Source organism: Kothea flammea (genome assembly GCF_052161645.1).
Taxonomy (GTDB): domain Bacteria; phylum Planctomycetota; class Planctomycetia; order Pirellulales; family Pirellulaceae; genus Laterigemmans.
Map to the genome: position 1 here is coordinate 4,292,077 of NZ_CP197414.1, position 23,094 is coordinate 4,315,170.

Below are 23,094 nucleotides of genomic sequence, written 5' to 3' on the forward strand. Positions count from 1 at the left end.
CGCCGTTAATTGCCGGAAACTAAGGAATTAAACGGCAAAGGAACGATTGGTAAATTGGTAATCGTTCCTCGCTCCGCGAGCGCAGCGTTTGCTGCGAATATCGCGGAGCGAGAAGCAACTTTACACCACCGCCGCCCGGTGGTCGCGATACGAGCCGTGCTTCGCGAGCGAAGACTAGTTCACAAGCTCTTCGAAGGGTTTGACGATGTCACCACCGTCACGCCCTACAGCTGGCAGCACGAGCACATTGTCTAGGGCTACCCCTTGCCGCGTAGTACCTTGGTGCCCGTTTGGCAGCAACAACTCCGGATGGTCGAACGGCGCTCTTTGATGCCGTACGCGGTCATCGGTGAGGCTTTTCATGAACTCAACGAGGTCCGCTACCCCCTGTCTGTCACCTTGCAATTGGGAGATGCCATCGACGTCAGGATCAAGGTCGGCAATGTTTTGATGGAAGAAGTCAGCTCCGCGAACGTAAAACTCGACCGTCTCCTCGAGTGTCCGCGCTCCTCCGTTATGGAAATAGGGACCCGTCAGCTCGATATTCCGCAGCGTCGGAGTCTTAAATCCACCATTCACCGCAATGCGGCCCGCGACTTCCACATTTTGACCAATGTCCCGCCCAGCTTGCCGCTGCTTGCTGTAAGAAAGCGGTCCAAACTCAGGATGCGAGGCCCCCACAGCGATATCCTCTAGGGTTGGTCGAACACCAATATTATAATATCCATTATCGTACCAAGCTTCCGTTCCATCTCCCATCACCATCCGCTCAACCAGCTTCGGTGTGTCGCCGCGAATATCACTGATCGTGCCGCCTGCGAACTCTGGCCCGCCATGACAACTGATGCATTTGCCCTCATTCAAGAAGATTCGTAAGCCTCTTCTCGCTGAGTCGCTGAGGGCTGAGGTGTTGCCATTAGCAAAATAATCATAGGGAGCTTGGTCAGAAACCAGTGTGGCTTCGTAAAGCTGAATTGCCAAACCCCAGAAGAGTGAGAAATTGGCTTCCATCTGCGTATATCCTGCTGGAGTCGCTTCGGTTGACGACCACCATTCGTCCACAAATGACTCGCGAATCAATGCTGCGTAATCAGTGCCACGCAAGCCATGCCCAGCAGGGTCGGCATAAGGCCCCAGTACACTATCGTTAGGATGCACTTTCTGCAGCCCAAGTGGTTTTAGGGAAAGCAGTTTTCGCCCCAGTTCCTTAAAGTCGCGACTGTGCCAAGACATTTCGACACCGCTCAAAGGCGGACCGACAGCTTGTGACGCTAGAGCGGCGTTGTTTAACAAAATCCGAGTTGGCTCGAGTTTGTCCACGGACCTCGTCGTCGCGACCCGTTCGTAGGACCACCAACGGAACCACCACCATTTTCTCTGCACCCATTGCCAATTGTAAACCGTTTCGGTGCTCTGTACCCTTTTAAGAACCCGCGCATTGGGGTCTAGATCGCCAAATTCATTCACGCCATTAAAATAATGGTTGGCGCGTCCATCCCAGAAGGAGCGATCAAAGAAAATCGCATTGATGGTCGTTGGCGAGTTTCTCCCAGTCACTTGTCGAGCGTTCGCGCCGTTGATGTTGAAGACCGAATCGGCGACGACACTGCCAACGTCGATCGGGTTGCCCTCCTGAATGGCGACAAAATCTTTGCGAACGACCCCCTGGGAACCGGCCACCTCCAAAATGTCCCGCAGCACGACGTTGTCGTCCTTATCTCCGAGCGGATCGGCCACTTTATGAAAGGGAAAATCTTCCGCGGTCAAGGTCGAATTGGCACCTCGGAAACGTGCCAAAGCCTGTCTGTTAAGCTCCGCTTGTCCGGACAGCTGCGGACCGAACGCACTCCCCGGCGCTCCCGGATTTAGCGAGTTGACAAAACGTTGATCAATCCCAGCAACGTTGTGGCAAGTCGCACATGCGGTCCGCCCGTCACTACCAACTTGCATATCCCAAAAGAGAGCTTTGCCCAAGAGGATCGCTTTCTGACGGTCTTTGACAAATGCTGCCAAGTTTTGTGGTTCCGGAACCTTGACGGTGCTCAATGCCTGTGGCGCATCGTCAGCCTTAGGACCAACCACTTCCGCCGCATCCCATTCGACCAGATAGCTAATAGCGACATGGGAACTATCATCGTCCCACTTGCCCTCGCCCCACCAATAGAGCTTCGCACCGTGCTGGCTACCGCCATAATTGTTTGGTTCGCCTGGAGCCCAATTGGTATAACTTCCCGACGTTGCCGTGCCAGAGCTGGCACCATTCCAGATTGTTTTGCCTGGCGTACCATTCTCATATTGCCGCCAGCTACCTTCTTGGTCTCGGTCGCTGAGATTGATCCATAAGTCGGTGTAGCGCAGCTGGGCAATTTCTTGAGCCGCTAAATTGTCTGCAGCCGAATTAATTGTGGCCAACCCTTTCGACGACACCCCAGCGAGCCGATCAATGTCGGGATGCCGTGCGTCACGCTCGGCAACATCCCATGTATACCTTCCGTAGCGCGGGCGAAAAAACTTATCGCTCTCTTCCACGTAACGCAGGTTGGGATCGGCACTCAGCAATTGCTGAATCTTCGCCGCACGATCCGGCTCCTGTGCGGAGGCCGCCTGCAGGCATGAAACCGCTGCGATCAAGTAAGCAACAGTACAGATCGGCCTGCCGCGAAGCCGACCTCCGACGTTCACAAAAAACATTTTCACGACGCTCGCTAATCAAAGGTGAAGAAGTCAAAGAAGTCTGCCGTGAATGACTCCTGGAAAGGCCTGGAATGCCCGTTCACAGTCGCTCACTGGCGTGCTGATGCGTGTGGTGCTGCGTGAGACAACGCCAGCGGAAGTCCGGACGCTCGCCGGTCCTTCTATCTTCAGTTCGCCGCTTGAAAAGTTTTGGGGACAAAACTTTTGAGAGCTCCAACGATCTCGCTGGCAATAACCCGGCGACGGTGGTTTGATCACGCCGGTTGTTACGATTATCGGGAGTTTGAGACCTACGCCCAAAGCGTTAAGGAGCTGAGAGCCTAGACAAAAGAATAGCCGTAAATTGCTGGCAATACGGCGTTAGCGGCGCAGCACGGTCGTGCGAAACCAAGCACCAATACCAGCCGTCTTAACAGTCGGCTCAGCTTGATTTGCGGTTTCGACCTGCGGAGCAACTGGGCCGCTCATAACGTCCTGCCGGAAAGTTGCTCCCTCTGCGGAGTCCAGCATCGGTAAAGGTGGCGGCACCACGGGCACGTCTGTCGGCATCGCCTGAGGAAACTCATGCGAATGTTCATTTCCCGGCAAGAGTCCAGAGCGTAGCGCCTCCCAGCGGTTAAGCTGAGGCGTACTGAGCCTCCGAGTTCTTGCGTGTCCCAATTCCTCGTTTAACATCGCGTAAGAATGCTCGTCGTCGGCCAGCACGATCGGCGTCAAGAAAACCAGTAGCTCTTTCTTCTCCGTCGAATTCAAATCGTAACGGAACAGGCGTCCCAGGTACGGTATATCTCCCAGGAACGGTAACTTTCGAGTGACCACGTTCGATGCGCTAGTAATCATGCCACCCAAGACAATGGTTTGGCCGGAACCTATGGAAACGGTCGTTGAGGCAGTCGTAATATCTTTGACTGGTGCCTCAATCACGCGTCCGGTGGTCGCATCGGTGAAGATCGGAACTCCCGTCCCGCGGGCGAGATTGAATGCGCTTTTTTCTGTCTCGACGACGACTTGAACTCGGCCGTCAGGACTGATTCGCGGAGTGGCTTTCAAGATGATACCAGCGCGATCTTGGCGCACAATCGGGTTGGCGCTGCCGACTGAGTTGACGGAGACTCCGTCGACCACAGGCACCTGTTGACCAATTTGTATGAAGGCTTCCTCGTTTTCAACCGTGCGAATTTGCGGGCGGCTCAGAATGTCAATGTTGAAATTCGCATCCAAAGCTCGCAGTAACACGTTTACTGATTCCGATCCTGCCGACAATACGAGACCACCGTATCCCAAGTCACCATTGGTGCGGCCCATCCCGAAATTGGAAAGACTTTGGGCGCCTATCCTCCCCGGGCTGATGGCATTGTTGCCCAGCGATGGCGTATTAAAATTGAAACCCGGCGTCTGTACCTGTGACAAAATCGCTTGGTTGGTCGTCTGCACTCCGTTCGGCGCAGTCGAGGTTTGCGTCAATGTTTGAATACTATCCACAATGCTGCGATTAAACAGCACCGAATCCTGGAATCCCATTTCCACACCGAACTCCTCGGTGTTTCCCAATTGAACTTCAACAATCAGAGCTTGCAGCAACACTTCGCGTGGCGAGCGATCAAGACTGCAGATCAAATCGTACATCAAGTTGACTTGGGCCGCGGTACCGCGCAGCAACAAGCTGTTGGTGGTGGACTCGGGTGTGACCTTGGCAACCGACTGGGATGGAAAACCAACTTGACCACCTCCGCTGTTCGCCTGATTTTCAAGGAAGTCATTGATGGCCTTGGCAACCTCTTCGGCACTCGCATGATGCAATTGATAGACATGCGACATTTGATCTTTACGAGCAAAGCCGGTTTGCATCAACAAGTCTCGAATCCGTTTGAGGTGCGATCCTGTTTCAATCACCAGGATACGACCGGAGTTCGAAAAGGGCCGGATCTGCCCCAACGGACTCTTGATTGATTCAATTTCCTGCATCGCACTCATCACATCCATTCCGCTCACCGGAATGGCCGCACCCGCGAGCGTGTTTCGACCAAGGAACTCAATTTCATCGATGGTAACAAACGGCACAAATTGATCATTGACTGGCTCCGCCGTGCTTAAAACTACGAGATTCCCTTCCCGCAACACAACAATGAAGCCCAAGGAAATCAGATGGTCATTGAGGATGTCAATGACCTCACTGGCCGAGTAGGCGCGATCATCAAGGTAAGTGAATTCGCCAGGGGGTTGCGCCTTTACCGTCAGCGAGAAACCCATCCGCCCTGAGAATTCCCGCAGCACACTGATCCACGGGGCATTACTGAAGCGAAAGGTCCAGGTCTTCCCCTCCGGCCAGGCACCAGACGTCGGTTGGGGAAATTGCGGTGCGACCTGAGGCTGTAATCCTCGCAGTAGCTCCCCGTCAGGTCTGGCAATCGGCTCGGGGATCCCCTGGGTCGGAATTTGACGCGCGGTCGCGCTCCCACCTTGGGCAAAACGCACCTTCCCAAGGATGGCTTGCGCGGGTAGCTGCTGAGGTAGTGGCCGGGGCCTAGAGGACGATGAATCGACAGGCTCAGTTGTTGTCTGAGCTTCTGTCGAGTGCGGCGCCACCAAGAGAGTAAATCCAATTAAGGCGACAAACAGGCGAGCAAGGTGTTGGTTCACAGATTCGCCAAGCCGCCTAGTTTCTGGGTGCCAACCTTTTTCGGAAAGTCGATTTATTCCTACGATCGGCAAAATTGCTGAGGAAGTGGAGTAAAACTTTCCCCTACCCTCACTTTGAGAACTGTTCGCCAGATTGGGCAACGGTCGTTTGCGAGACTAACCGATGAAGTGCCCGTTGATAACGCTTTTTGACTGTTTCAAGGTTCAACTCCAGCAAGCTGGCGATTTCTCGCATTGGAATCCCGTCAGTGTGTCGCATCTCCAGAATTTCACGGTCTTGGGGAGCAAGGGCGAGCATGGATGCGCGAACCCGTTGAACCGCCTCCCGACGGGCAAGGTTCGTGCAGACTGACGTCATCGATGAGGCCAGTTGGTCAATCAGGTTGTCTGGCAACTCCGAGCCACCCCCGACCTCCGCCTCCGGTGAGCGTTTGTAGCGAAAGTGCCTGCGATGCATCTCCGCGACGATGTGTTTAACGATCTGACGGATCCAAACCACGGGGTGCACCTTCGCAGTTTCCAGAAAGGAATCGAGCCCGTTGCTGGCCCGAATGTAGGATTCCTGAAAAATGTCGGACGCATCGATCCTGGCTAGTAGGCGAGGGTCCAAGCGGCACTGAATCATGCCGCGGATGTTTCCTTTTAACTCGTTAAATAGATTCGCTAACTCCGCTTCCTTACCGTGCCGCAAACGGGCAATGATTTTCGATGAATCCATTTCCCCTCCCTCTTTGGCTATTCGTTCATTAATGGTGCTATCGAGTTATTCCAATCGACCACTCGCAACTCAGGAGGAACTTCCGCAACGATTGCTTGGGCCTCACCAAACCATTGGCGCAACTGGTCATCCGATACGCGTATCCGGGAGAACTGCTCCATGCTATTGCTGTTGGGTGCAATTTTGTTGACGAACCGGAGAGCGTCCCTATGAGGGACCGCTTTGTTCGCAACCGCCGATGCCAATTGCTGCAAGATGCCAATTGCCACTTCTTTTTCGTGTTCAGTAAAACCAGAGACTGAAACTAGATGCGATACTCGCATGATTTTTGTGGCTGAAGGAAGCGCCGACTTGCGGTAGCCGTCGAGAAAAACGTTAAGTTTCTCTTTGTCGAGGCCGTCTTCCTTAATCGCGTTTGTAATTTTCTGGACTTCGCCAATCAACCGTCTTTCCGCATCCTCACTAAACCGTAGTTGTTCCGTAGATTCCTTGATCGAATCGTCCACAAAATCTAACACAACCTGAACCATATCCTCCTGGTCGGTGTCCGCTAACTTATCAATTAGATTGAGCCCTGGTTTTTGAGCCACATTAATTTGATTTGCTTTTGACACTTCTAGAACCGCGGGGGAGCCCTCCGCGTGAGGTTGTGCCTTCTGCTTGTCGGCCGTTAGGAGAGTGGCACCAATGATGAACACGATGCCAGCACCACCGCCGATCGTCAAGGCGGTCCGTTGCCTTAGCTTTTTTCGGAACACTTCATCCGAGTCACGTTTGCCCCGTCGCCGATCGGCCGGAGCGATCCCCGCCGCAAGCCGACTCAGCACAAGGCACATCTCATCGGCTGTTTGATAGCGAAGGTTGGGGTCAAACTGACAAGCTTTCATAATGATCTTTGCCAGTCCCTCGGGAACATTACTTTGAAATTCTCGCAAGTCCGGCAATGTCAACTTGTCGCGACCACCAACCAATGACCCAGCCGTGCGATTTTCCCAAATCTTCTCGCCAGTGACCAATTCATACAGAGTGGTCCCCAGCGAATACACATCCGAGCGAGCATCCGCCAATCCGCGCGACTGCTCAGGAGCCATATACCTTGGTGTTCCAATCACATCACCCGTGCGGCTGAGCGACGAGGAATGATCGATCAGTCTGGCCAGACCAAAATCGATGATCCAAATTTTCCCGGTACGATCGAGGATCAGGTTTCCTGGCTTGATGTCGCGATGGACCATCCCCTGCATGTGAGCGTGGTGTAAACCGTTAGCAACCGCCGCGCCTAAATTCCCGAGCGTTCTCCAGTCTCTTCGCAGTTCGTCGTAATGTGCCTGCTGCAGAATATCCCCTTCCCCACGGTGAAGACAATCTAGACTCTTACCATCAATAAGCTTCATAACAAGGTAAGCTAAATCGTCCTTGCGTCCACTGGAGTAGACTGGCACGATATTGGGATGCTCCAGGCGAGCCATCGCCTGCCGCTCTAAAATGAATCGCTTAGCAACCTCCGACTCGAGCGTGATGACCTTCAGGGCAACGCGCCGGTGCATCTCCTCCTGGAGTGCTTCGTAAACCACCCCCATGGCCCCTCGGCCGAGCTCTTTAACGATCTTGCACCCCCCCAGGACATCATCGATCAGCGTTGGCGCTCGTTCCGGCTTCTGTCCAATCGCCTCATCTATCATCATGATCGCGGGGAGCTTTTCCCTGATTTCACCGGCCAAGTGGGGAAAGGCACGCTCCAAAATGCTAAGCGTCAACAAATTCCCACGACGTCGCTCCTTCAAATACAGATCGACAACGTCATGCAACGAGATGTCTGTCGGTTCTAACATCCGTTTCGAATTCGCAAGGGACATTTAGGTGTAGAATGCGCAACGCAGATGGCTTTCGCTGCTCGAAGCCTAGCACGTAATTACGTGGTCTATACCGGTCAACAGAACCAGTAGAGACGAACATCTCGATGATTCGCAATCAAACTTTTTCATTAGACCGATTCTAACGATTAGTGAGGTTCGACCTAATAGTCGAGTGATGCCTCAACGATCGGCTAACGCCCCAATTTGGGCGTTGATTTAGACGAATCTCAACGCAACTCGTTCTAGATCGGCCATCGTGCGGCACCGTATCCAACCGGGCTCGGCATCCAACTCCTGATCACCGTTGGTTGTCAGTTCCATGGCGTGCCGCCCGCCGATGACAAAAGCCGTTCCATACGAGGCGGCAATTTCGGCTAATTTCAGGACCTCGAGCTGCTGCGTGCGGCTGCGCACCGATTCGTTCACACTCAACCAGATCAGCTGAGGCCGCTCGTCAACCACCGCGTCAGCCAACACGTCCAGTGGTGTATTCGGACCAAGGTTTGTCTCTTGAAAACCACAATCGTGCAACACCAGTGACGCGATCAAAGTCGGTAACAGGTAGAAATCGCCCGTCATGGCGGAACCAATCGCCTTTGGCGCATCTTCCTCTGGTTCCGGGATCGACATCCGCAGTTGATGCAAACCTCGCGCCACCAAGATCGTAGCGCGATGCTCGATGAAGATCGCCTTCTTATCGTGCTGCCAGCGGTCGCCAATCGTCCGCATGGCGTATGCGATCGGGCCGTCACATAGCCCGGTAATCGTCATCCCCGACGCATAGAGCGATTGCAGCAAACTGGTTACCGCTTTGGCTTTTCCCTGCTCCAAGACAAACAGCATCTCCTCGGCGGCAGAGGCGGGCGGGGTCTGAGCGGGAGCCGAGTCAATTCCCAACAACTCCGGTCGCACCACTTGGCTCCGCGTCTCACGCACGTATCGCACCGCCTCGGTGAGCGGTATACGACGGTGGCCCCCCTGAGTGCGATGTATCTGCAGCTCACCGGAATCGGCCATCCGGCGGACAGAGGAATCGCTGACCCCAATTGCTTTGGCGAATTGCGAGGTGGACAGAGTGCGCTGCATGCGAAAAACGTGCTGATAGTTTTGAGAGTTTTCGGACGAGGAAACAATACCTTCCGTGAGCATCAGGTCAAGTTCAGTTCGGCATATGCCTAACAATATCGGCCAATACCAAAGCGAGCCGGCAAACAAACAGGCAGATGATCGTGCGTATACTAAAAGCGATGATTCGAGCATGAAAACACTTAAAAACTTTCAATGACAGTAAATCCGAGCCTAATTATTGCCAAAACTATCAAATATTCCCAACAACCCCCTTGTCGCAGCTCTACGGTGTGAGCAATGAGAGTTTTGGTGGTTTTTAAGTGGTGGTAGTAGGGTTACCCGTGGGACACAGATGGGGTTCCGCGTGCCTCCACCGCTTTGGCCCATCCCTTCCTTCCCACGCTGTTTCGGAGACTCGTACGGTGCTAGATTCGATTTCGATACTTGGTGCTGGCATGCCCGACTTGTCGGTGCTGCAATACACGGTGGTGGACAACATCTTCTCGATGACGGTCGCCACGATGGGGGCCGCGGCAATTTTCTTATTCTTGTCGCGAAGTTCGGTCGACGCCGCATATCGCCCGGCGTTGATGGTCAGCGGGTTGGTCGTTTCGATCGCCTGTTATCACTACTTTATGATTCGCCATTCGTGGCAAGATGCCTACACGCTGGCCGAAGGTGGAGTCGGCTACATTGGCAGTGGCGCGGCGTTCAATGATTTTTATCGTTACGCCGACTGGATTCTGACGGTGCCGCTACTGATGGTAGAGCTTGTCGCTGTGCTCAGGCTGGAGGCCGGTAAAGCGAGAAGCTTGCTGACCCGGTTGGTGATCGCCGCCGCTTTGATGATTGCCCTTGGCTATCCCGGCGAGGTGATCTCGAATCCAGAAGGTTGGACAATGCGTGTCATTTGGGGCGGGCTGTCCTCGATCCCATTCTTCTACATCTTGTTTGTGCTCTGGACTGAGTTGACCAACTCGCTCGACACTCAACCGGCCGCAGCACGCAAGCTGATCGAAATCGCCCGCTTGGTGCTCTTGATCACTTGGGCTGTCTACCCGATCGCCTACGCACTCGGTGGCACGGTCACTGCGCTCGAAGCGAAGGCTGGCGGCAGCGTTGATGCCAGCGGCATCGTGGGCCTGCAGGTCGGGTACGCGATTGCCGACATGACGGCCAAGGCGGGCTTCGGCATGCTGATCTACTTCATCGCTCGAGCTAAGAGCACTGAAGTGGAGAACAGCGCTGTGGGAGTTTCCCCGGTATCACCAGCAATCGCCTGATTGACAGCCGACTGGATCTAATCTGGCGGAGCGTCAAGCGGTTGACGCTCCGCCCAATTTGGCATTTTAACCGCGCTTACACATAACTTTGTCGGCCACGCAATTTATTATGCACGCATCCATTTACATCACAATCTGCATGCTGATCACGGTTGGCAGTTTCGCCGGCTCAGCAGATTCGTTGTTGGCGTGTGCAATCATTGCTGGTCTAGCCGTCGCTGTGATCGGTGTCCCTCACGGCGGTCTCGATCACAAAACGGGGCGTCGGGTGCTCGGGGGACACTTTCCCCGCAGCTGGTGGCTGATATTCTTCGCCGGATACCTGTTAGTCGCACTCATTGTTACCACCGGTTGGTTTATAAGTCCAGCAATCACCTTACTGACGTTTTTCATTCTGTCAGCTTGGCATTTCGGACGCGAGGACCAATTTGGGGAGGAAGCAACAACTCAATCCGCAAACGTTGACGAAAAACCTAAGCAAGGTGCTTGTTTCCATCCTACCTTAACGAACATCTCACGACACATTTTCGCCCTTGCCACTGGTGGTCTGGTGATTTGGGTACCGGCCATCTTTCGCGGGGGAGAGATGGAATCTCTACTCCAGCTAATCCTGGCCAGTCACACCAGTGATATCGCACCCGTGATGGTGCAGAGCACTCAAACAATCGCCTTCGTTGCACTTCCAATCGCCACCATCGACTGTATTAGAAAATTGTTTGCGGGTTCCAGCAGATCGCTCTGCTACGCAATGATAGCCACAGCTGTTGTCGCCGCATGGGCTCCAATCCTACTCTCGTTCACGGTTTACTTTTGCGGTTGGCATTCCGTTCGTGGACTTGCTCGACTGCGACGCGAAGAGCAAGTATCTGTCGGCAAATTCGCCTGGCAAGTTGCGCCGCTATCATTCCTGGCAATTTTGGGAATTGTCGCTGGCGGGCTGTGGTGCTCGACCCAGTTCGAAACCGACCAACTACTTGCGCGAGAATCAATTTTGTTGCGGATGACCTTTGTGGGGCTCTCGGCAATCGCCGTTCCACATTTATTTTTGCATGAGCTCGCCAATCTGATCCAACCCTCTTCACAATCTGTCGGGGCCACACCATGAGGATGCAGGAGAAATCGGTTGTTGATCATTTTGACTATGTATTAGTTGGAGGAGGGCTGCAAAACGGCCTGCTGGCGCTGAGCATTCGGCATCACCAACCGCAGGCGACGGTCGCGATCATCGAGCGGAACGAAGTGCTCGGCGGAAATCACACTTGGTCTTTCCACGATTCAGATGTTCCCGCATCCTGTCGAGCCTGGATGGCTGAGCTGACCGAGTCGAAATGGCCATCTTATGAAGTCCGCGTGGGAGGCATGCGTCGGCAGATCAAGTTGGGTTATGGTACGACCTCCTCAGAACGCTTTGCCAACGTCGTCACCGCTGCGATATCGGAAGAGACAACTTTCAATCGCATCTATACTAAAGCTATCGCCAAAGAAGTAACCTCCGAACTAGTGACCCTCGCGGACGGACGGCTGATTTACGGGCACGTTGTCATCGACAGCCGCGGTCCTCAACAACTTTCCAGCGAACAGTTTGCGGGCGGCTATCAGAAGTTTTGGGGGTTTGAGATTGAGTTGGAGGCGGATTGGCCTTGCAACCACCCGATTGTGATGGACGACGCCATGGATCAGGCCGACGGCTTTCGATTTATGTACACCCTCCCCTTTGAGCCTCGACGGGTGTTAGTGGAAGATACTCGCTTCTCCAACTCGCCACAGCTTAATCGTGACGAATGTTTGGAAAACGTACGCCGCTACCTTCGTGAGATGGGCAGTTCGGACTGGACGATTTGCCGCGAGGAACACGGCGTACTCCCGATGCCAACCTCAGGCAATGCGCCCGGTAACACCCTGCCGGACCTTTGCGGGGGTTATCGCGGAGGTTGGTTTCATGCCGCGACTGGATATTCATTTCCGTTGGCTTTGGTATTTGCCGATGTGGTGGGGACCACTCCCGCGGAGAAACTCGCGCCAGTCCTGCGAAAGCTCGCTGCACAGCACGCCGGCCAAGCAAAATTTGCTCGGCTGCTGAATCGTTTGTTGTTTGATTTAGTCAAGCCGCAAACCCGCTATCAAATCTTCCGCCGCTTCTATCGCGTGCTCAGCGAACCGCGAATCGCTCGATTCTACGGCCATCGCTTCGGCTGGTTCGATGCTTTTCGGATCGTCGTGGGCATTCCCCCCCGCGGTCTGCGGCCGCTGAATTTCATTAGCTCACTGTCTAGTTCGCGGCGACCCAACTCAATCGCCGAAACGTCGCCCCCGAGTTTGGAGGAGGTGTCCGCATGAATAAGCTAATCCAGGAAACGATCGACCAGGCGCTGAGGGCTCCGGTGGAGAACTTTGTCAATCGACAAGGCAAGCGGATTCGTAGTTCGCTGTTGCAACTGAGCTATGACATGGCGGGCGGCACGGGTGAGTTGCCAACAGCGGTGTCCGAATCGATCGAATGGTTGCACGCTGGATCGCTGGTAATCGACGATGTCCAAGATGATTCGCTGTGGCGACGCGGCCAGCCAACAATGCATCGCGTGTTAGGCATTCCGCTGGCAATCAACGCTGGCAACTGGATGTACTTCCGAGCGCTGGAGTGTTTGGCTCAAGCGGACATCCCCGCGGCGCAACGTGGAGCACTTGTTTCGGCGATGATTACCGCGTCGCGGTGTTGTCACGAAGGTCAAGCACTCGATCTGGCAGCCCGGGTTGACCAAATCTCCGTGGCGGACTGGGCCGACGTGGCATTGGAAATCAGCACGCGTAAGACCGGCGTACTTGTTGAACTCGCGATGAAGTTAGGATGCTTATCCGCCTCGGCTACGCCCAAATTAACCAGTGCGATTTCCGCATTCGGAATCCAAATCGGCATAGCCTTGCAAATGCGAAACGACTTGGATGAGCTCAAGACGGCGTGGAGCGATTCTAGAAAAAACGTCCAAGTCGGTCGAAGCGACGACTTGCGACATGGGCGAGTGACATGGCCTTGGGTTTGGTATGCCCAATTGGCTGGCGAATCCGCTTGCCACAAGTTGACAGATGTCTTAAGCCAGAGCCCTCAACAAACAGCCCTCTGCCAAGTTGCCCAAGTACTATTTGAGCGAACCTTCCAGCATGGAAATCGTTTGATCCAAGCGTTAATCTCCGGGCAAACGCGTTTGCTGGGAGAGTACGTTGTCGACGAGACTCTATTGACTAAGGTGCGTTCGCGGTTGCGGTCAATCGAGCAAGCCGGCACCACCACAACCATCCCGAGCGGAGTGATTTAATGATGCGTGCTTCAACACCCACGCCCGCAGCAGATCAGCTCCGGGGCGACTCAAACAAAATTGCGATGCAGGGTGACGTACGCTCCAAACGAGGGCGCGCCGCAGTGATCGGTAGCGGGTTTGGTGGTCTCGCGGCGGCAATCCGATTGCAAGCAATGGGATTCGAGACAGTTTGCTATGAAGCCCGCGACTTACCAGGCGGACGGGCGTACGTCTACCAAGATGCGGGCTTTACTTTCGACGCCGGCCCAACAGTGATCACGGCGCCCCATTGCCTAGCAGAGCTGTTTGCCGTAGCCGGCGAGTCGATGCAAGACTACGTCGACCTAATCCCCGTTGATCCGATGTACCGACTGCAATGGCCTGACGGCAGCCAATTCGATTACACCGGAAACGAACAGCGGCTAGTCGAACAGATCACCAAGTTATCGCCCCAGGACGTGGAAGGCTACCACCGTTTCGCTGCATACACCCGCAGAGTGTTTGAGAAGGGTTATGTCGAACTCGGCGCCACTCCCTTCCTTAACTTTCGTGACATGGTGCGATGTGCGCCTGACTTGATGAAGCTGCGTGCCGATCGCAGCGTTTATTCGGCGGTATCTCGCTTTGTTAAAGATGAGAGACTGCGACAAGCTTTCAGCTTCCATCCGCTGCTAGTCGGTGGAAATCCAATGGAAACGAGTTCCATCTACACACTGATCCATTGGATCGAGCGGCAGTGGGGCGTCTTCTTTCCACGCGGCGGCACAGGGGCACTCGTGCAAGCCCTAGTGGCACTTTTCCAACGACTCGGCGGCGAGCTACGGCTCGACACTCCCGTCGATTCCATTCGCGTTACTCACAGCAATGGCAAAGCCGGAACACGCCATCACGTTACCGATGGGAATGGTGGGCAATATGTATTTGAACTGGTGGTCTCAAACGCAGACATCCACCACACCTACGCCAAACTCTACGACCAACAACCGGGCGCGGCAACCATGCAGCGCAAGCTGGAAAAAATGGATTGGTCGATGTCATTGTTTGTGATGTACTTCGGCACCCGGAGACGCTATCCGGATTTGGCTCACCATACGATTCTCTTTGGTCAGCGATATCGTGGGCTCCTGCAAGATATCTTCCATGGAAGTCACGTGCCCGATGACTTCAGCTTGTATCTGCACGCACCGACAATCTCCGACCCATCGTTAGCACCACCTGGCGGCGAAGCGTTCTACGTACTCAGCCCAGTTCCCCACATGGGACGCGCGAACGTGAATTGGGAAGAGAAGGCCCAGCGCTACGGCGATGCAATTCTGGAATCGCTGGAATGTCACTTGCCCGGCTTGCGGTCCGATGTGGTCACTCGCCGGCACTTTACACCACTCGATTTCCAGCAGCAACTGAATGCCTACCACGGTTCCGCATTTTCAGTAGCACCCAAGCTTACCCAAAGTGCTTACTTTAGGCCCCACAACAAATGCAGTCGGATTCCGGGATTATACATCGTTGGTAGTGGGACACACCCAGGTGCAGGTGTTCCGGGAGTGATTAACACGGCCAAAGCGACGGTCGGCGTGATCGCCCAAGACTTTGCGGTGGTCTCATGAACGCACAAATCATCAACCACCGGCTCTCGGCTGAAGATCGAGCAAGAGCGAACGACGCTGCATTGACGATCGAAGAACATAGCCGCTCGTTTTCGCTGGCGACTCGTTTTCTACCGCCCCATGTCCGCGACGACGTGAAGGCGCTCTATGCGTGGTGCCGAGAAGTCGACAACGCGGTAGACGAAGCGGCATCCAAGTCGGAGGCGTCGAAGGCACTCTCCATGTTAAAGGAAGATATCTCTCGCATCGCAACGGGTGAAGCCACATTGCACCCCGCGTCCGAGTGGTTAAAACCGCTAATTCTTCAACGTGGCGTCAACCCAGAACATGCGTTGGAATTGATTGCCGGGATGGAGTTAGACTTGAACGGCTTCCAAGTCGGCACAGCAAGCGACCTGCGACGCTATTGCTATCACGCGGCGGGCACGGTGGGGCTGATGATGGTGCGGTTGCTGGGCGCCTCCGACCCACGAGCGGATGCGCACGCGGTAGCTCTAGGTACTGCGATGCAGATGACCAACATTGCCCGTGACGTACGGGAAGACGCGGAGTTGGGAAGGTCGTATTTGCCTGGGATCCAGCGCCCCTTAACCTGTGAGCAAACCGAAATTGCCACCGCTGTGAAGCAAGTTTTGCATTCCGCTGAGTCCGAATACCGCATCGCTATTGACGGGCTAAAGTATCTCCCACGGGATTGTCGACGTGCCATCCATCTAGCACTTGTCTATTACCGCGAGATCGGCAGGCAAATTAAGAGAAACAACTTTAGCGTCATGGCAGGCCGCACAATTGTCAGCAAATTTCGCCTGGCGGGGCTGACACTGGACATATTGATTGCCGACATCATAGCAGTTCGCTTTTTCTCAATTCCTCAAGCACTGAAGGCGATTACAATGAACGACCCCAACCCTACACCGAGCACGATTAGTCAAGCGAAACAAGTAGTCTACTTGGGGCTATCTTTAACCTCGATCATGGCTGCCGCGTTATTTATCATGGTCTATATGAATCCGAAAGATGGCTCATACGGAATGCTGCCGATCGTCTATGCGGTAGCATCAGTCGTCTTTGCCTTCGTCACCAACCAACTTTCCGTGCGAGTCGAACAAGCCTCGTCGGAATGAGACTAGCGTTAGCGAACAAGCCATCTCTGTCCTTATCACGCTCGAAAATCTGCCGCTCGCAACCGATGTGACCCAAACTAACTTATGGAGTCCTTGTCGAGGCAGACGGGCTTGTCGAGAAGCTTCTGACACATTTCCCTTGTGCATCCGCAACAGTCCCAACAAATATTGGTACTCGGCATTTTTAAGTGCTTCCTCCCGCGACAGATGATGTTGCGTTGCGGACGAAGAGGAAGCTGTTAATTTCCATCGATCGCATCCATGACCCCAGGCTAATCAACACCTCCGGCAGGACCGCGGGGCGTTTCCAGACAATGACGAACCGTTTCCGGCAGGTCGCTAGGCTGAATCAGATTGCCATCACAGAAGGCAACGGTACGCTCGATTGGATTTCGTAATTCACGAATGTTCCCCGGCCAGTGATAATTCCGCAAACAATCGAGCGTCGCTGCAGAGAATCGCTTGGAAGTTGCTTTGTTCGCGGCTCCGCTCTTTAGAAAATCCTCCGCCAACAACAGCACATCGTCCCCACGATTGCGGAGTGGTGGCAACTCTATATGAATCACTCCCAAGCGGTAAAATAAGTCTTGTCGAAAACGGCCTGAAGTGACTTCGATTAAAAGCAACTCGGGAATCGTCGTGCAATCGCTGATTTGGAAAGCTCCCGCCCTGCGTTGACTGTGGCTATGAATCGCCTTGGCTATAACTTCCTTACCGGTGCCGCGCTCGCCAGTAATAAGAATGTTGGTATCAGTCGCCGAGATTCGATCAATGATCTCTAAAACCTCCAACATAGGCGGGCTGGCACCGATGACTCCTGGAAACATTGCCTTGGTGCTAAAGAAGGGTTCGAAGATATGCGGCAGCATATCCTCAGCGATGCCCCTTACCTGGTCGATGATTAAAATCTGGGCGTGATCCGTGACAGTCGAATCGACCTTAATGGTAACCGTTTGACCGCCACATGACGCCTGAATCGCGTTGCGGATCAAGTTGAACAAAATCTGCTTCAGCTCGCCTTCCGGGAGGACAACAACCGTTGTCGAGTTCGGTGGCTTAAACAGTAAACGAACTTGGTGACGACGGCCAATCGGTTCAAGTTAACAAATTACCTCGTTCAACACTTTTTCAATTACGAGTTCCCGGGCTGGCATCGGATTGTGCTTGTAAAGCTGATACATCTGATGAAGGATCGAACTGTTGCGTTCAATCCCTGAATCGACCAGATCGAGCAATTCGAAGTGCTCATGTGAGTGAGTAAAACTGCTTTTAATCAAAGTGAAGGCGTTACGAATACCAACCAACGGATTGGTGATGTCCCGAACACTCGTGCGAAATCCTTGATGCTGTCCCGCATCGTCTTACATTGGCTGCCAGGAAACTGCCATCCAACGCGATTCACCGGTCACCGTGTGAATGCGAAATTTTAACTCGTCATGGGACTTTTTTTAACGATCACATCACTCAGTATTTTCCGCATCTGCGGACGATCCTCCGGCTCCACAATTGGCAGTGGGTACTCCGGCATCGCCAAGCATTCAGTCACGCAGCAGCCGGTCATACGTCGGACCGAATCATTAATCCAGACGATTTCTCCCTGAGGATCGTGCCATGATTCCCAGTCGTACGTATAGTTGGCAACCGTCCGAAAGTAGACACCGTTGCTTTTTTCGTCGCGCAAATGTGAGAAGGGCACAATTCTAAGAAGAGCCAAAGGAGAGGAGCCAAACTAGAGAAACAAGCGGAAACGCTCTTCATGGCACTCGGCGTACCGTACGCTTCCGCTTTGTATTTTAGCAACCATTTGGCCAAACGTCATGCCAATGCGACGATCCCCAGGGCGAGCCTGTCACCCCAGGGTTACACTGTCAACGACAGGTGAAATTCGCTCTCGAAGGCGAATTACCGACCACGCTAATAACGAGGTCCAGGATGATGCACCTCGGCCCGACCACTGTGTTGCCATCTCCAGCTCTGTGCGGGCTGCGCTGGTTGGTAGTGCGGAGCCGATTGGTAACGCGATTGGCCACCGAAGAACCACTGCGGTGTCGACCAGTTGGGCACATTCCAGCTCGGCAGCGACCAGCTTCGCGCCGACGGGGTTGGCGTTACATAATGTCGATGCTGAACCATCGGTCTTTGCACCATGTGCCTTTGCACCGTCTGTGTTCGGTTGTTCTCCCAGAATCCACGTCCTGGATGCTGTCTCCGCTCCGCGGTGCTACGAATTTTCTGAACTTCCGCAATTGTCGCCGTCCCAGCAACGCTTCCCACGATCACAATGACCGCAAGCGTTCGAATAAATTTAGACATTTTGAACTCCTCGTTGGTAAAAGGGGTAATCGCCGTTCCTGCGGCTGAAGAAACCCCTAATGCATCACGAGTGCCAGCGCAATCCAATTTCGACAGCAGGGCAGTTGGATCCACCGCCTGTAGAAGAAAAGATGCCGTATTTTCCCGTGCCTTTTTGGACTTAGGAGCACCAAATTTATTTGCTAGATTTAGTTTTCATCAACGGCATTCTGCATCTAAGCAATATTGAATGTCAACGAACGGCGACGCCCCGCGTTGACACTATCTACTGCTGTTGACGTCGTGCTAAGCACATAGCGTTGTTGCGAAACCGGTCCCCACGTAGGATGCCCAAAAAAAAACCAAGATTATTTCAATCTGGCTGATGGTATGAGCTTACGATCAAAGCTGATCCCGGCGCAACATCGAGAGGATCTCGGCAACGAGCTGGGGATGTTGTTTGGCAAGATCATGCTCTTCACCAATGTCATCACGCAGGTTGAAAAGCTGCCAATCATCGGGATTTACCGCCTCGTTTGACGCGGTTGGAGTAGCCGATCGCCGCTTATGTCGGGTTTTTACTAATTTCCAGTGCCGGTGACGCACGCCGACTGATGTCTCGCCCTCATCGCTTGCCCAATACAAATACTCGTGCTCCGGTTGCTCCGCGGCCTTCCCCAGCAGCGTCGGCAGATAGCTAATCCCATCCAGAACGGTGGCCTCAGGAGAACGCTCCGCACCAGCGATCTCGCATGCGGTGGGCAAAAAGTCCCAATGAGCGGAGGGATGTGCCGTCTCCGCTCCCGGCATGATTTTGCCTGGCCAGCGGGCGATCAGTGGTACGCGAATACCACCTTCGTACATCGATCGCTTGTATCCACGCAATGAACCATTTGAGTTAAAGAACTCATGATCGTGATTGCCTTCGCTGTGTGGTCCATTATCAGATGTGAATAACAAGAGAGTCTTCTGATCGATGTTCAATTCCTTGAGCAGCGCCAACAGACGCCCCATATCGCGGTCCAGATAAGACACCATCGCCGCAAACCCCTTTTCGGGATCGGGCCATGCTTGCTGCGCGTAAATTCCGTAGTTTGGCACCTCCATACCATTCTTTAAGACACGCCCCGCTTCATTATTGGCGTGCGGAATCGTCCAGTGAATATGCAACAGAAACGGTTGAGCATGATTCTCACGAATGAACTCAAAGGCGGCTTGAGTGATGACATCATGTGAGTACGTCACCTTCTCCCGGGAAACCCTGCCGCGAGCAGCAGGATCGTCCATCAGCACGTTGCCTGAAAGCGGAACCTGCGTGGAGTTGCGCCACAAGAACGGGGGATAGTAGTTATGAGCGTTACTTTGGTTAAGGTATCCAAACCAAAAATCAAATCCGTTTCTATTGGGGTGGCCGGAGTTGTTGATTTCAGCCGGAGTGTCAACGTTCCCCAATGCCCATTTGCCAACACCACCCGTCGCGTACCCAGCCGCTTTTAATCGCTTGGCGACTGTTAACTCGGAACCGGTAAGGTTCCGCGGCTTGTTTCCCTGCAAGCCTGTGTGCCCAACATGCTGGCCAACCCAGAGACTCAGCCGGGAGGGACGACAAACGGTGTGTCCTGCGTAATGATCGGTGAATCGCAAACCCTCCTCAGCCATTCGATCCAGATGAGGAGTTTTAACAACTTTCTGTCCGTAACACCCCAAATCTCCATAGCCCAGGTCATCGGTCATCACGAAAATAATGTTCGGCCGCTCTTCAGCCACTGCAATGGAGGAAGGCAGCACCACGAACACGCAGGCAAGAAATCCTGAAAACGCTCTCATTACTGCCCTCCCCGGCATGAATCAACAAAGTTCGCGCACAGTCACGGGGACAAACACGCAAGCACACATTCTGAACCACGGAACATGATTTCGCAAACGAAGGCTGGCCCGAAGAATTCCGCCAGTTTTTGGGATACGCTCAGCCACCGCCGCCAGCTTAGTCGACCCCCAAGCCCAGGTCACGATCTGTGGCAAGCGAAGTTTCCCAGGCAACCCGCTCTAAATAGCGAGCGGTTGCATCACCAAGTTTGCCTCGGAAACCCGCACCGGCGTTGCGACGCATCCATTCAGGCAGTCTTGACTGATAGGCATCCGGGAGGAACTTTTTGAATGCCGCATCCAGTTGCTGTTGTTGTTGCTCCCGCTCTGTTTGATTGAGGTGTGGCCAGACGTGAAAATTCCGCATTAGTTTGCCCTCTGGAGACTGCTGTACCATGACGGAGTAAAAACAGGCCAGATTGAGGAAATGCCCCAAATCACCGGGATGCGTCGAATCGTTGGGATGTTGTAGTTTGATCTCAGGCCGCTCCGCACGCACCCTCGCCCAGGCTGTCGAACATGGTACATAAAGTCGAATCTTCTGCTCGCGAGCCAGATTCATAAGTCGATCTCGCCCTTGAGCCTCGCGTTTTGATGTTCCCCAGCCCATTTCATAAAACACCGGTTCCGATCCCGATGCGCGAATCGCTTTGCAGTACTTCGCGATTGCCTCACGATGCGCCTCTCCATCCGAATTGCCCTCACCATCGCCCATGATGAAACGGCAAACCGTCATCAGCACGACAAGATCAAACGGCTCGTCTCGTATTTTATCAAGGAAGCTTTGGCCCGGCTTAACCCCGTACTGGTAGTCGCAGTCCGGATCAAGATAAACCCTTATGTCGCTGCCACTGCGTCCGACCAACTCGGCTACTGCCTCTCGCCCCCGGACATAACCTGCGGGGACGCCAGAAATACTCTTGGCAACTTCATTTGGCAAATCATTCCAATACGTAGAGCTACTTCCGGCAAATAGTAGACGGAAGACTTGGTTATCCTGTGCGTGAAGGACTACCGTTTCACACAGATTGTCTTTAACTGGCTCACGATCATTGTCAAAACTGCCTTGCGCAAATGCGTTGGCCAAAAAAAATTGCGACGCAAACCACATTACGCAAGTAAGCATCATTGAAGCACCAAACGCTCCAAATCTGGCTAGGTGTATCGTTGTGAAATTAATCATGAGCCTACTCATATCAAGCAAGGATATCGCTGACGACCCGACCATAAACGTCGGTCAAACGAAAATCGCGACCCGCGTAGCGGTAAGTGAGCCGTTCATGGTCAATCCCCAGCAGCCGCAAAATAGTGGCGTGTAAATCATGCATATGCACTTTGCCATCGACCGCGAGGTAACCGAAATCATCAGTCGTACCATGTGCATACCCAGCCTTTACGCCGCCACCAGCCATCCAAATGGTGTATCCGTGGGGATTGTGGTCACGTCCAGGTGCGCCGCGATCAATTTGTGCAACCGGGGTTCGCCCAAACTCACCCGCCCACACAACCAAGGTGCTATCAAGTAATCCACGTCGATCCAAATCCTCAATTAACGCCGCAGCTGGCTTATCGGTTTCGGCCGCACTCTTGGGAAGATCCCGTTCAATGTTACCGTGATGATCCCAGTGGTAATCGGTGGATACTTGGATGAACCTCACCCCAGCTTCCGCCAATCGACGCGCCAAGAGACATTGACGTGCAAAACCATTGGTTGGCTCTTGATCAACGCCATACAAATCTTTTGTCTCCTGAGTTTCCCGTTCAATATCGAAAATGTCTGGAGCGACGGCCTGCATCCGATAAGCCATCTCATATGATTCGATTACACCCTCCAGATTGGGATCATGTCCAGCCTGTTCGACGTGCAACCTGCTGAGGGCCTTGATGATGTCAACCTGCTCCTTCTGCCGCACATTACTCAAGAGATCGCTATTTAAATTGACGATCTGAGCCAATTTGGCGGGTGACTTTGCTAGCTGGATCTGCATTGCTTGGTGTTTAGCCGGCAGAAACGAGCTACCGTATAGACGAACGCCTCCGTGCATTGTCGGTGAGTCCAGGGCCACGAACGCTGGCAGATCCTCATTCGCGTTCCCCAAGCCGTAACTGACCCACGCGCCAACACTTGGACGCTCAAAGGCAGCTTCACCCGTGTGCAATCTCAGCACAGCCTGACCGTGCGCTTCACCTTCAGTGTGGAGACTCTTGATAAAGCAAAGTTTGTCGACAACCTTCGCAGTGTTGGGGAAGAGCTCAGAAACCCACTGACCGCACTCGCCATGCTGAGCCCAGTCCCACTTGACTCCGAAGACCTTACCGAGCCGATCTGGACGAATTAAACCGGGAAGATCAAAAGGGAGTGGTTTGCCATGCTGCTCATTCAAAACTGGCTTGCGGTCAAATGAATCCATCTGGCTCACGCCGCCGTGCATGAACAGAAAGATCACCCTTTCGGCGCTGGCGGGAAAATGTGCTTGACCGGCCAGCGCCGAACGCGAGGACATGCCCGCAAGTGCCAAGCCACCGAAACCACAAGCCGCCGACCGTAACGCGTTACGCCGGGAAATGGTTTTTAAGTTCATGGTGATTCGGCGACGTTTCGTCACCCTCCTTAGGTATAAAGTTGAATGGTTCGCAGCAAGCTTTTCGGCCA

The 23,094-nt window shown here is 53.7% G+C and carries 18 protein-coding genes; 7 read left to right on the forward strand and 11 right to left on the reverse strand.

All coding sequences use genetic code 11. The annotated features are described in order from the left end of the window. Positions 1-174: 174 nt before the first annotated feature. Positions 175-2,691 carry a cytochrome c peroxidase gene (locus SH139x_RS16240; protein WP_488356031.1) on the reverse strand — a complete coding sequence of 839 codons (2,517 nt, stop codon included), beginning with the start codon at positions 2,689-2,691 and terminating at the stop codon, positions 175-177. Positions 2,692-2,743: 52 nt separating this feature from the next. Between SH139x_RS16240 and SH139x_RS16245 the strand changes: the two genes are divergently transcribed. Further along, positions 2,744-2,902: a hypothetical protein gene (locus SH139x_RS16245; RefSeq protein WP_488350824.1), complete on the forward strand. Its 159-nt coding sequence runs from the start codon at positions 2,744-2,746 to the stop codon at positions 2,900-2,902. Between the two features lie 152 nt (positions 2,903-3,054). Here the strand turns inward: SH139x_RS16245 and SH139x_RS16250 are convergent, their stop codons facing one another. The 4 genes from SH139x_RS16250 to SH139x_RS16265 form a co-directional block, all read right to left on the reverse strand. Continuing rightward, entirely contained in the window at positions 3,055-5,169 is a 2,115-nt protein-coding gene (locus SH139x_RS16250) for a type II secretion system protein GspD (RefSeq protein ID WP_488350825.1), read from the reverse strand. 274 nt (positions 5,170-5,443) lie between these two features. Further along, the gene (locus SH139x_RS16255) at positions 5,444-6,052 is read right to left on the reverse strand and encodes a sigma-70 family RNA polymerase sigma factor (protein WP_488350826.1); all 609 of its coding nucleotides are present in this window, start codon (positions 6,050-6,052) and stop codon (positions 5,444-5,446) included. 17 nt (positions 6,053-6,069) lie between these two features. Further along, entirely contained in the window at positions 6,070-7,884 is a 1,815-nt protein-coding gene (locus SH139x_RS16260; RefSeq protein ID WP_488350827.1) for a serine/threonine protein kinase, read from the reverse strand. Between the two features lie 240 nt (positions 7,885-8,124). Continuing rightward, on the reverse strand, positions 8,125-8,994 hold the full coding sequence (locus tag SH139x_RS16265; protein ID WP_488350828.1) for a cobalamin B12-binding domain-containing protein: 870 nt from the start codon (positions 8,992-8,994) through the stop codon (positions 8,125-8,127). Positions 8,995-9,398: 404 nt separating this feature from the next. Between SH139x_RS16265 and SH139x_RS16270 the strand changes: the two genes are divergently transcribed. The 6 genes from SH139x_RS16270 (at position 9,399) to SH139x_RS16295 (ending at position 16,283) form a co-directional block, all read left to right on the forward strand. Next, positions 9,399-10,259 (forward strand): bacteriorhodopsin-like, encoded by an 861-nt coding sequence (locus tag SH139x_RS16270; RefSeq protein ID WP_488350829.1) that lies wholly within the window; start codon positions 9,399-9,401, stop codon positions 10,257-10,259. 109 nt (positions 10,260-10,368) lie between these two features. Beyond that, a complete protein-coding gene (locus SH139x_RS16275; RefSeq protein WP_488350830.1) occupies positions 10,369-11,364 on the forward strand; it encodes a Brp/Blh family beta-carotene 15,15'-dioxygenase in 996 nt (331 codons plus the stop codon). Beyond that, entirely contained in the window at positions 11,361-12,596 is a 1,236-nt protein-coding gene (gene crtY / locus SH139x_RS16280) for a lycopene beta-cyclase CrtY (RefSeq protein WP_488350831.1), read from the forward strand. Before SH139x_RS16275 ends, crtY begins: the two co-directional genes overlap by 4 nt. Beyond that, the gene (locus SH139x_RS16285) at positions 12,593-13,570 is read left to right on the forward strand and encodes a polyprenyl synthetase family protein (RefSeq protein WP_488350832.1); all 978 of its coding nucleotides are present in this window, start codon (positions 12,593-12,595) and stop codon (positions 13,568-13,570) included. The genes crtY and SH139x_RS16285 overlap by 4 nt, the downstream gene beginning before the upstream one ends. Before the next feature lie 65 nt (positions 13,571-13,635). Continuing rightward, positions 13,636-15,159 (forward strand): phytoene desaturase, encoded by a 1,524-nt coding sequence (locus SH139x_RS16290; RefSeq protein ID WP_488356032.1) that lies wholly within the window; start codon positions 13,636-13,638, stop codon positions 15,157-15,159. Then, a complete protein-coding gene (locus tag SH139x_RS16295) occupies positions 15,156-16,283 on the forward strand; it encodes a phytoene/squalene synthase family protein (RefSeq protein ID WP_488350833.1) in 1,128 nt (375 codons plus the stop codon). The genes SH139x_RS16290 and SH139x_RS16295 overlap by 4 nt, the downstream gene beginning before the upstream one ends. A 272-nt stretch (positions 16,284-16,555) precedes the next feature. On the opposite strand, the gene SH139x_RS16300 is transcribed toward SH139x_RS16295, so the two are convergent. From SH139x_RS16300 to SH139x_RS16325, 6 genes are all read right to left on the reverse strand, one after another. Beyond that, positions 16,556-17,374 carry an AAA-type ATPase lid domain-containing protein gene (locus SH139x_RS16300; protein WP_488356033.1) on the reverse strand — a complete coding sequence of 273 codons (819 nt, stop codon included), beginning with the start codon at positions 17,372-17,374 and terminating at the stop codon, positions 16,556-16,558. Between the two features lie 335 nt (positions 17,375-17,709). Continuing rightward, the gene (locus SH139x_RS16305) at positions 17,710-17,979 is read right to left on the reverse strand and encodes a PAS domain-containing protein (RefSeq protein ID WP_488350834.1); all 270 of its coding nucleotides are present in this window, start codon (positions 17,977-17,979) and stop codon (positions 17,710-17,712) included. 218 nt (positions 17,980-18,197) lie between these two features. After that, a complete protein-coding gene (locus SH139x_RS16310) occupies positions 18,198-18,596 on the reverse strand; it encodes a hypothetical protein (protein ID WP_488350835.1) in 399 nt (132 codons plus the stop codon). A 381-nt stretch (positions 18,597-18,977) separates the two neighbouring features. Then, positions 18,978-20,402 carry an arylsulfatase gene (locus tag SH139x_RS16315; RefSeq protein WP_488350836.1) on the reverse strand — a complete coding sequence of 475 codons (1,425 nt, stop codon included), beginning with the start codon at positions 20,400-20,402 and terminating at the stop codon, positions 18,978-18,980. A gap of 157 nt (positions 20,403-20,559) precedes the next feature. Continuing rightward, entirely contained in the window at positions 20,560-21,570 is a 1,011-nt protein-coding gene (locus tag SH139x_RS16320; RefSeq protein ID WP_488350837.1) for a hypothetical protein, read from the reverse strand. A gap of 67 nt (positions 21,571-21,637) precedes the next feature. Beyond that, positions 21,638-23,023, reverse strand: coding sequence for a DUF1501 domain-containing protein (locus tag SH139x_RS16325; RefSeq protein ID WP_488350838.1), 1,386 nt, complete (start codon positions 23,021-23,023; stop codon positions 21,638-21,640). Positions 23,024-23,094: the final 71 nt, after the last annotated feature.

Excerpts from the sequence above, each read along its gene's own strand:
- SH139x_RS16240 (WP_488356031.1), bottom strand. The coding sequence starts at position 2,691 with ATGTTTTTTGTGAACGTCGGAGGTCGGCTTCGCGGCAGGCCGATCTGT.
- SH139x_RS16245 (WP_488350824.1), top strand. The coding sequence starts at position 2,744 with ATGACTCCTGGAAAGGCCTGGAATGCCCGTTCACAGTCGCTCACTGGC.
- SH139x_RS16255 (WP_488350826.1), bottom strand. The coding sequence starts at position 6,052 with ATGGATTCATCGAAAATCATTGCCCGTTTGCGGCACGGTAAGGAAGCG.
- SH139x_RS16260 (WP_488350827.1), bottom strand. The coding sequence starts at position 7,884 with ATGTTAGAACCGACAGACATCTCGTTGCATGACGTTGTCGATCTGTAT.
- SH139x_RS16265 (WP_488350828.1), bottom strand. The coding sequence starts at position 8,994 with ATGCAGCGCACTCTGTCCACCTCGCAATTCGCCAAAGCAATTGGGGTC.
- SH139x_RS16275 (WP_488350830.1), top strand. The coding sequence starts at position 10,369 with ATGCACGCATCCATTTACATCACAATCTGCATGCTGATCACGGTTGGC.
- crtY (WP_488350831.1), top strand. The coding sequence starts at position 11,361 with ATGAGGATGCAGGAGAAATCGGTTGTTGATCATTTTGACTATGTATTA.
- SH139x_RS16285 (WP_488350832.1), top strand. The coding sequence starts at position 12,593 with ATGAATAAGCTAATCCAGGAAACGATCGACCAGGCGCTGAGGGCTCCG.
- SH139x_RS16290 (WP_488356032.1), top strand. The coding sequence starts at position 13,636 with ATGCAGGGTGACGTACGCTCCAAACGAGGGCGCGCCGCAGTGATCGGT.
- SH139x_RS16295 (WP_488350833.1), top strand. The coding sequence starts at position 15,156 with ATGAACGCACAAATCATCAACCACCGGCTCTCGGCTGAAGATCGAGCA.
- SH139x_RS16310 (WP_488350835.1), bottom strand. The coding sequence starts at position 18,596 with ATGTCTAAATTTATTCGAACGCTTGCGGTCATTGTGATCGTGGGAAGC.
- SH139x_RS16315 (WP_488350836.1), bottom strand. The coding sequence starts at position 20,402 with ATGAGAGCGTTTTCAGGATTTCTTGCCTGCGTGTTCGTGGTGCTGCCT.
- SH139x_RS16320 (WP_488350837.1), bottom strand. The coding sequence starts at position 21,570 with ATGATGCTTACTTGCGTAATGTGGTTTGCGTCGCAATTTTTTTTGGCC.
- SH139x_RS16325 (WP_488350838.1), bottom strand. The coding sequence starts at position 23,023 with ATGAACTTAAAAACCATTTCCCGGCGTAACGCGTTACGGTCGGCGGCT.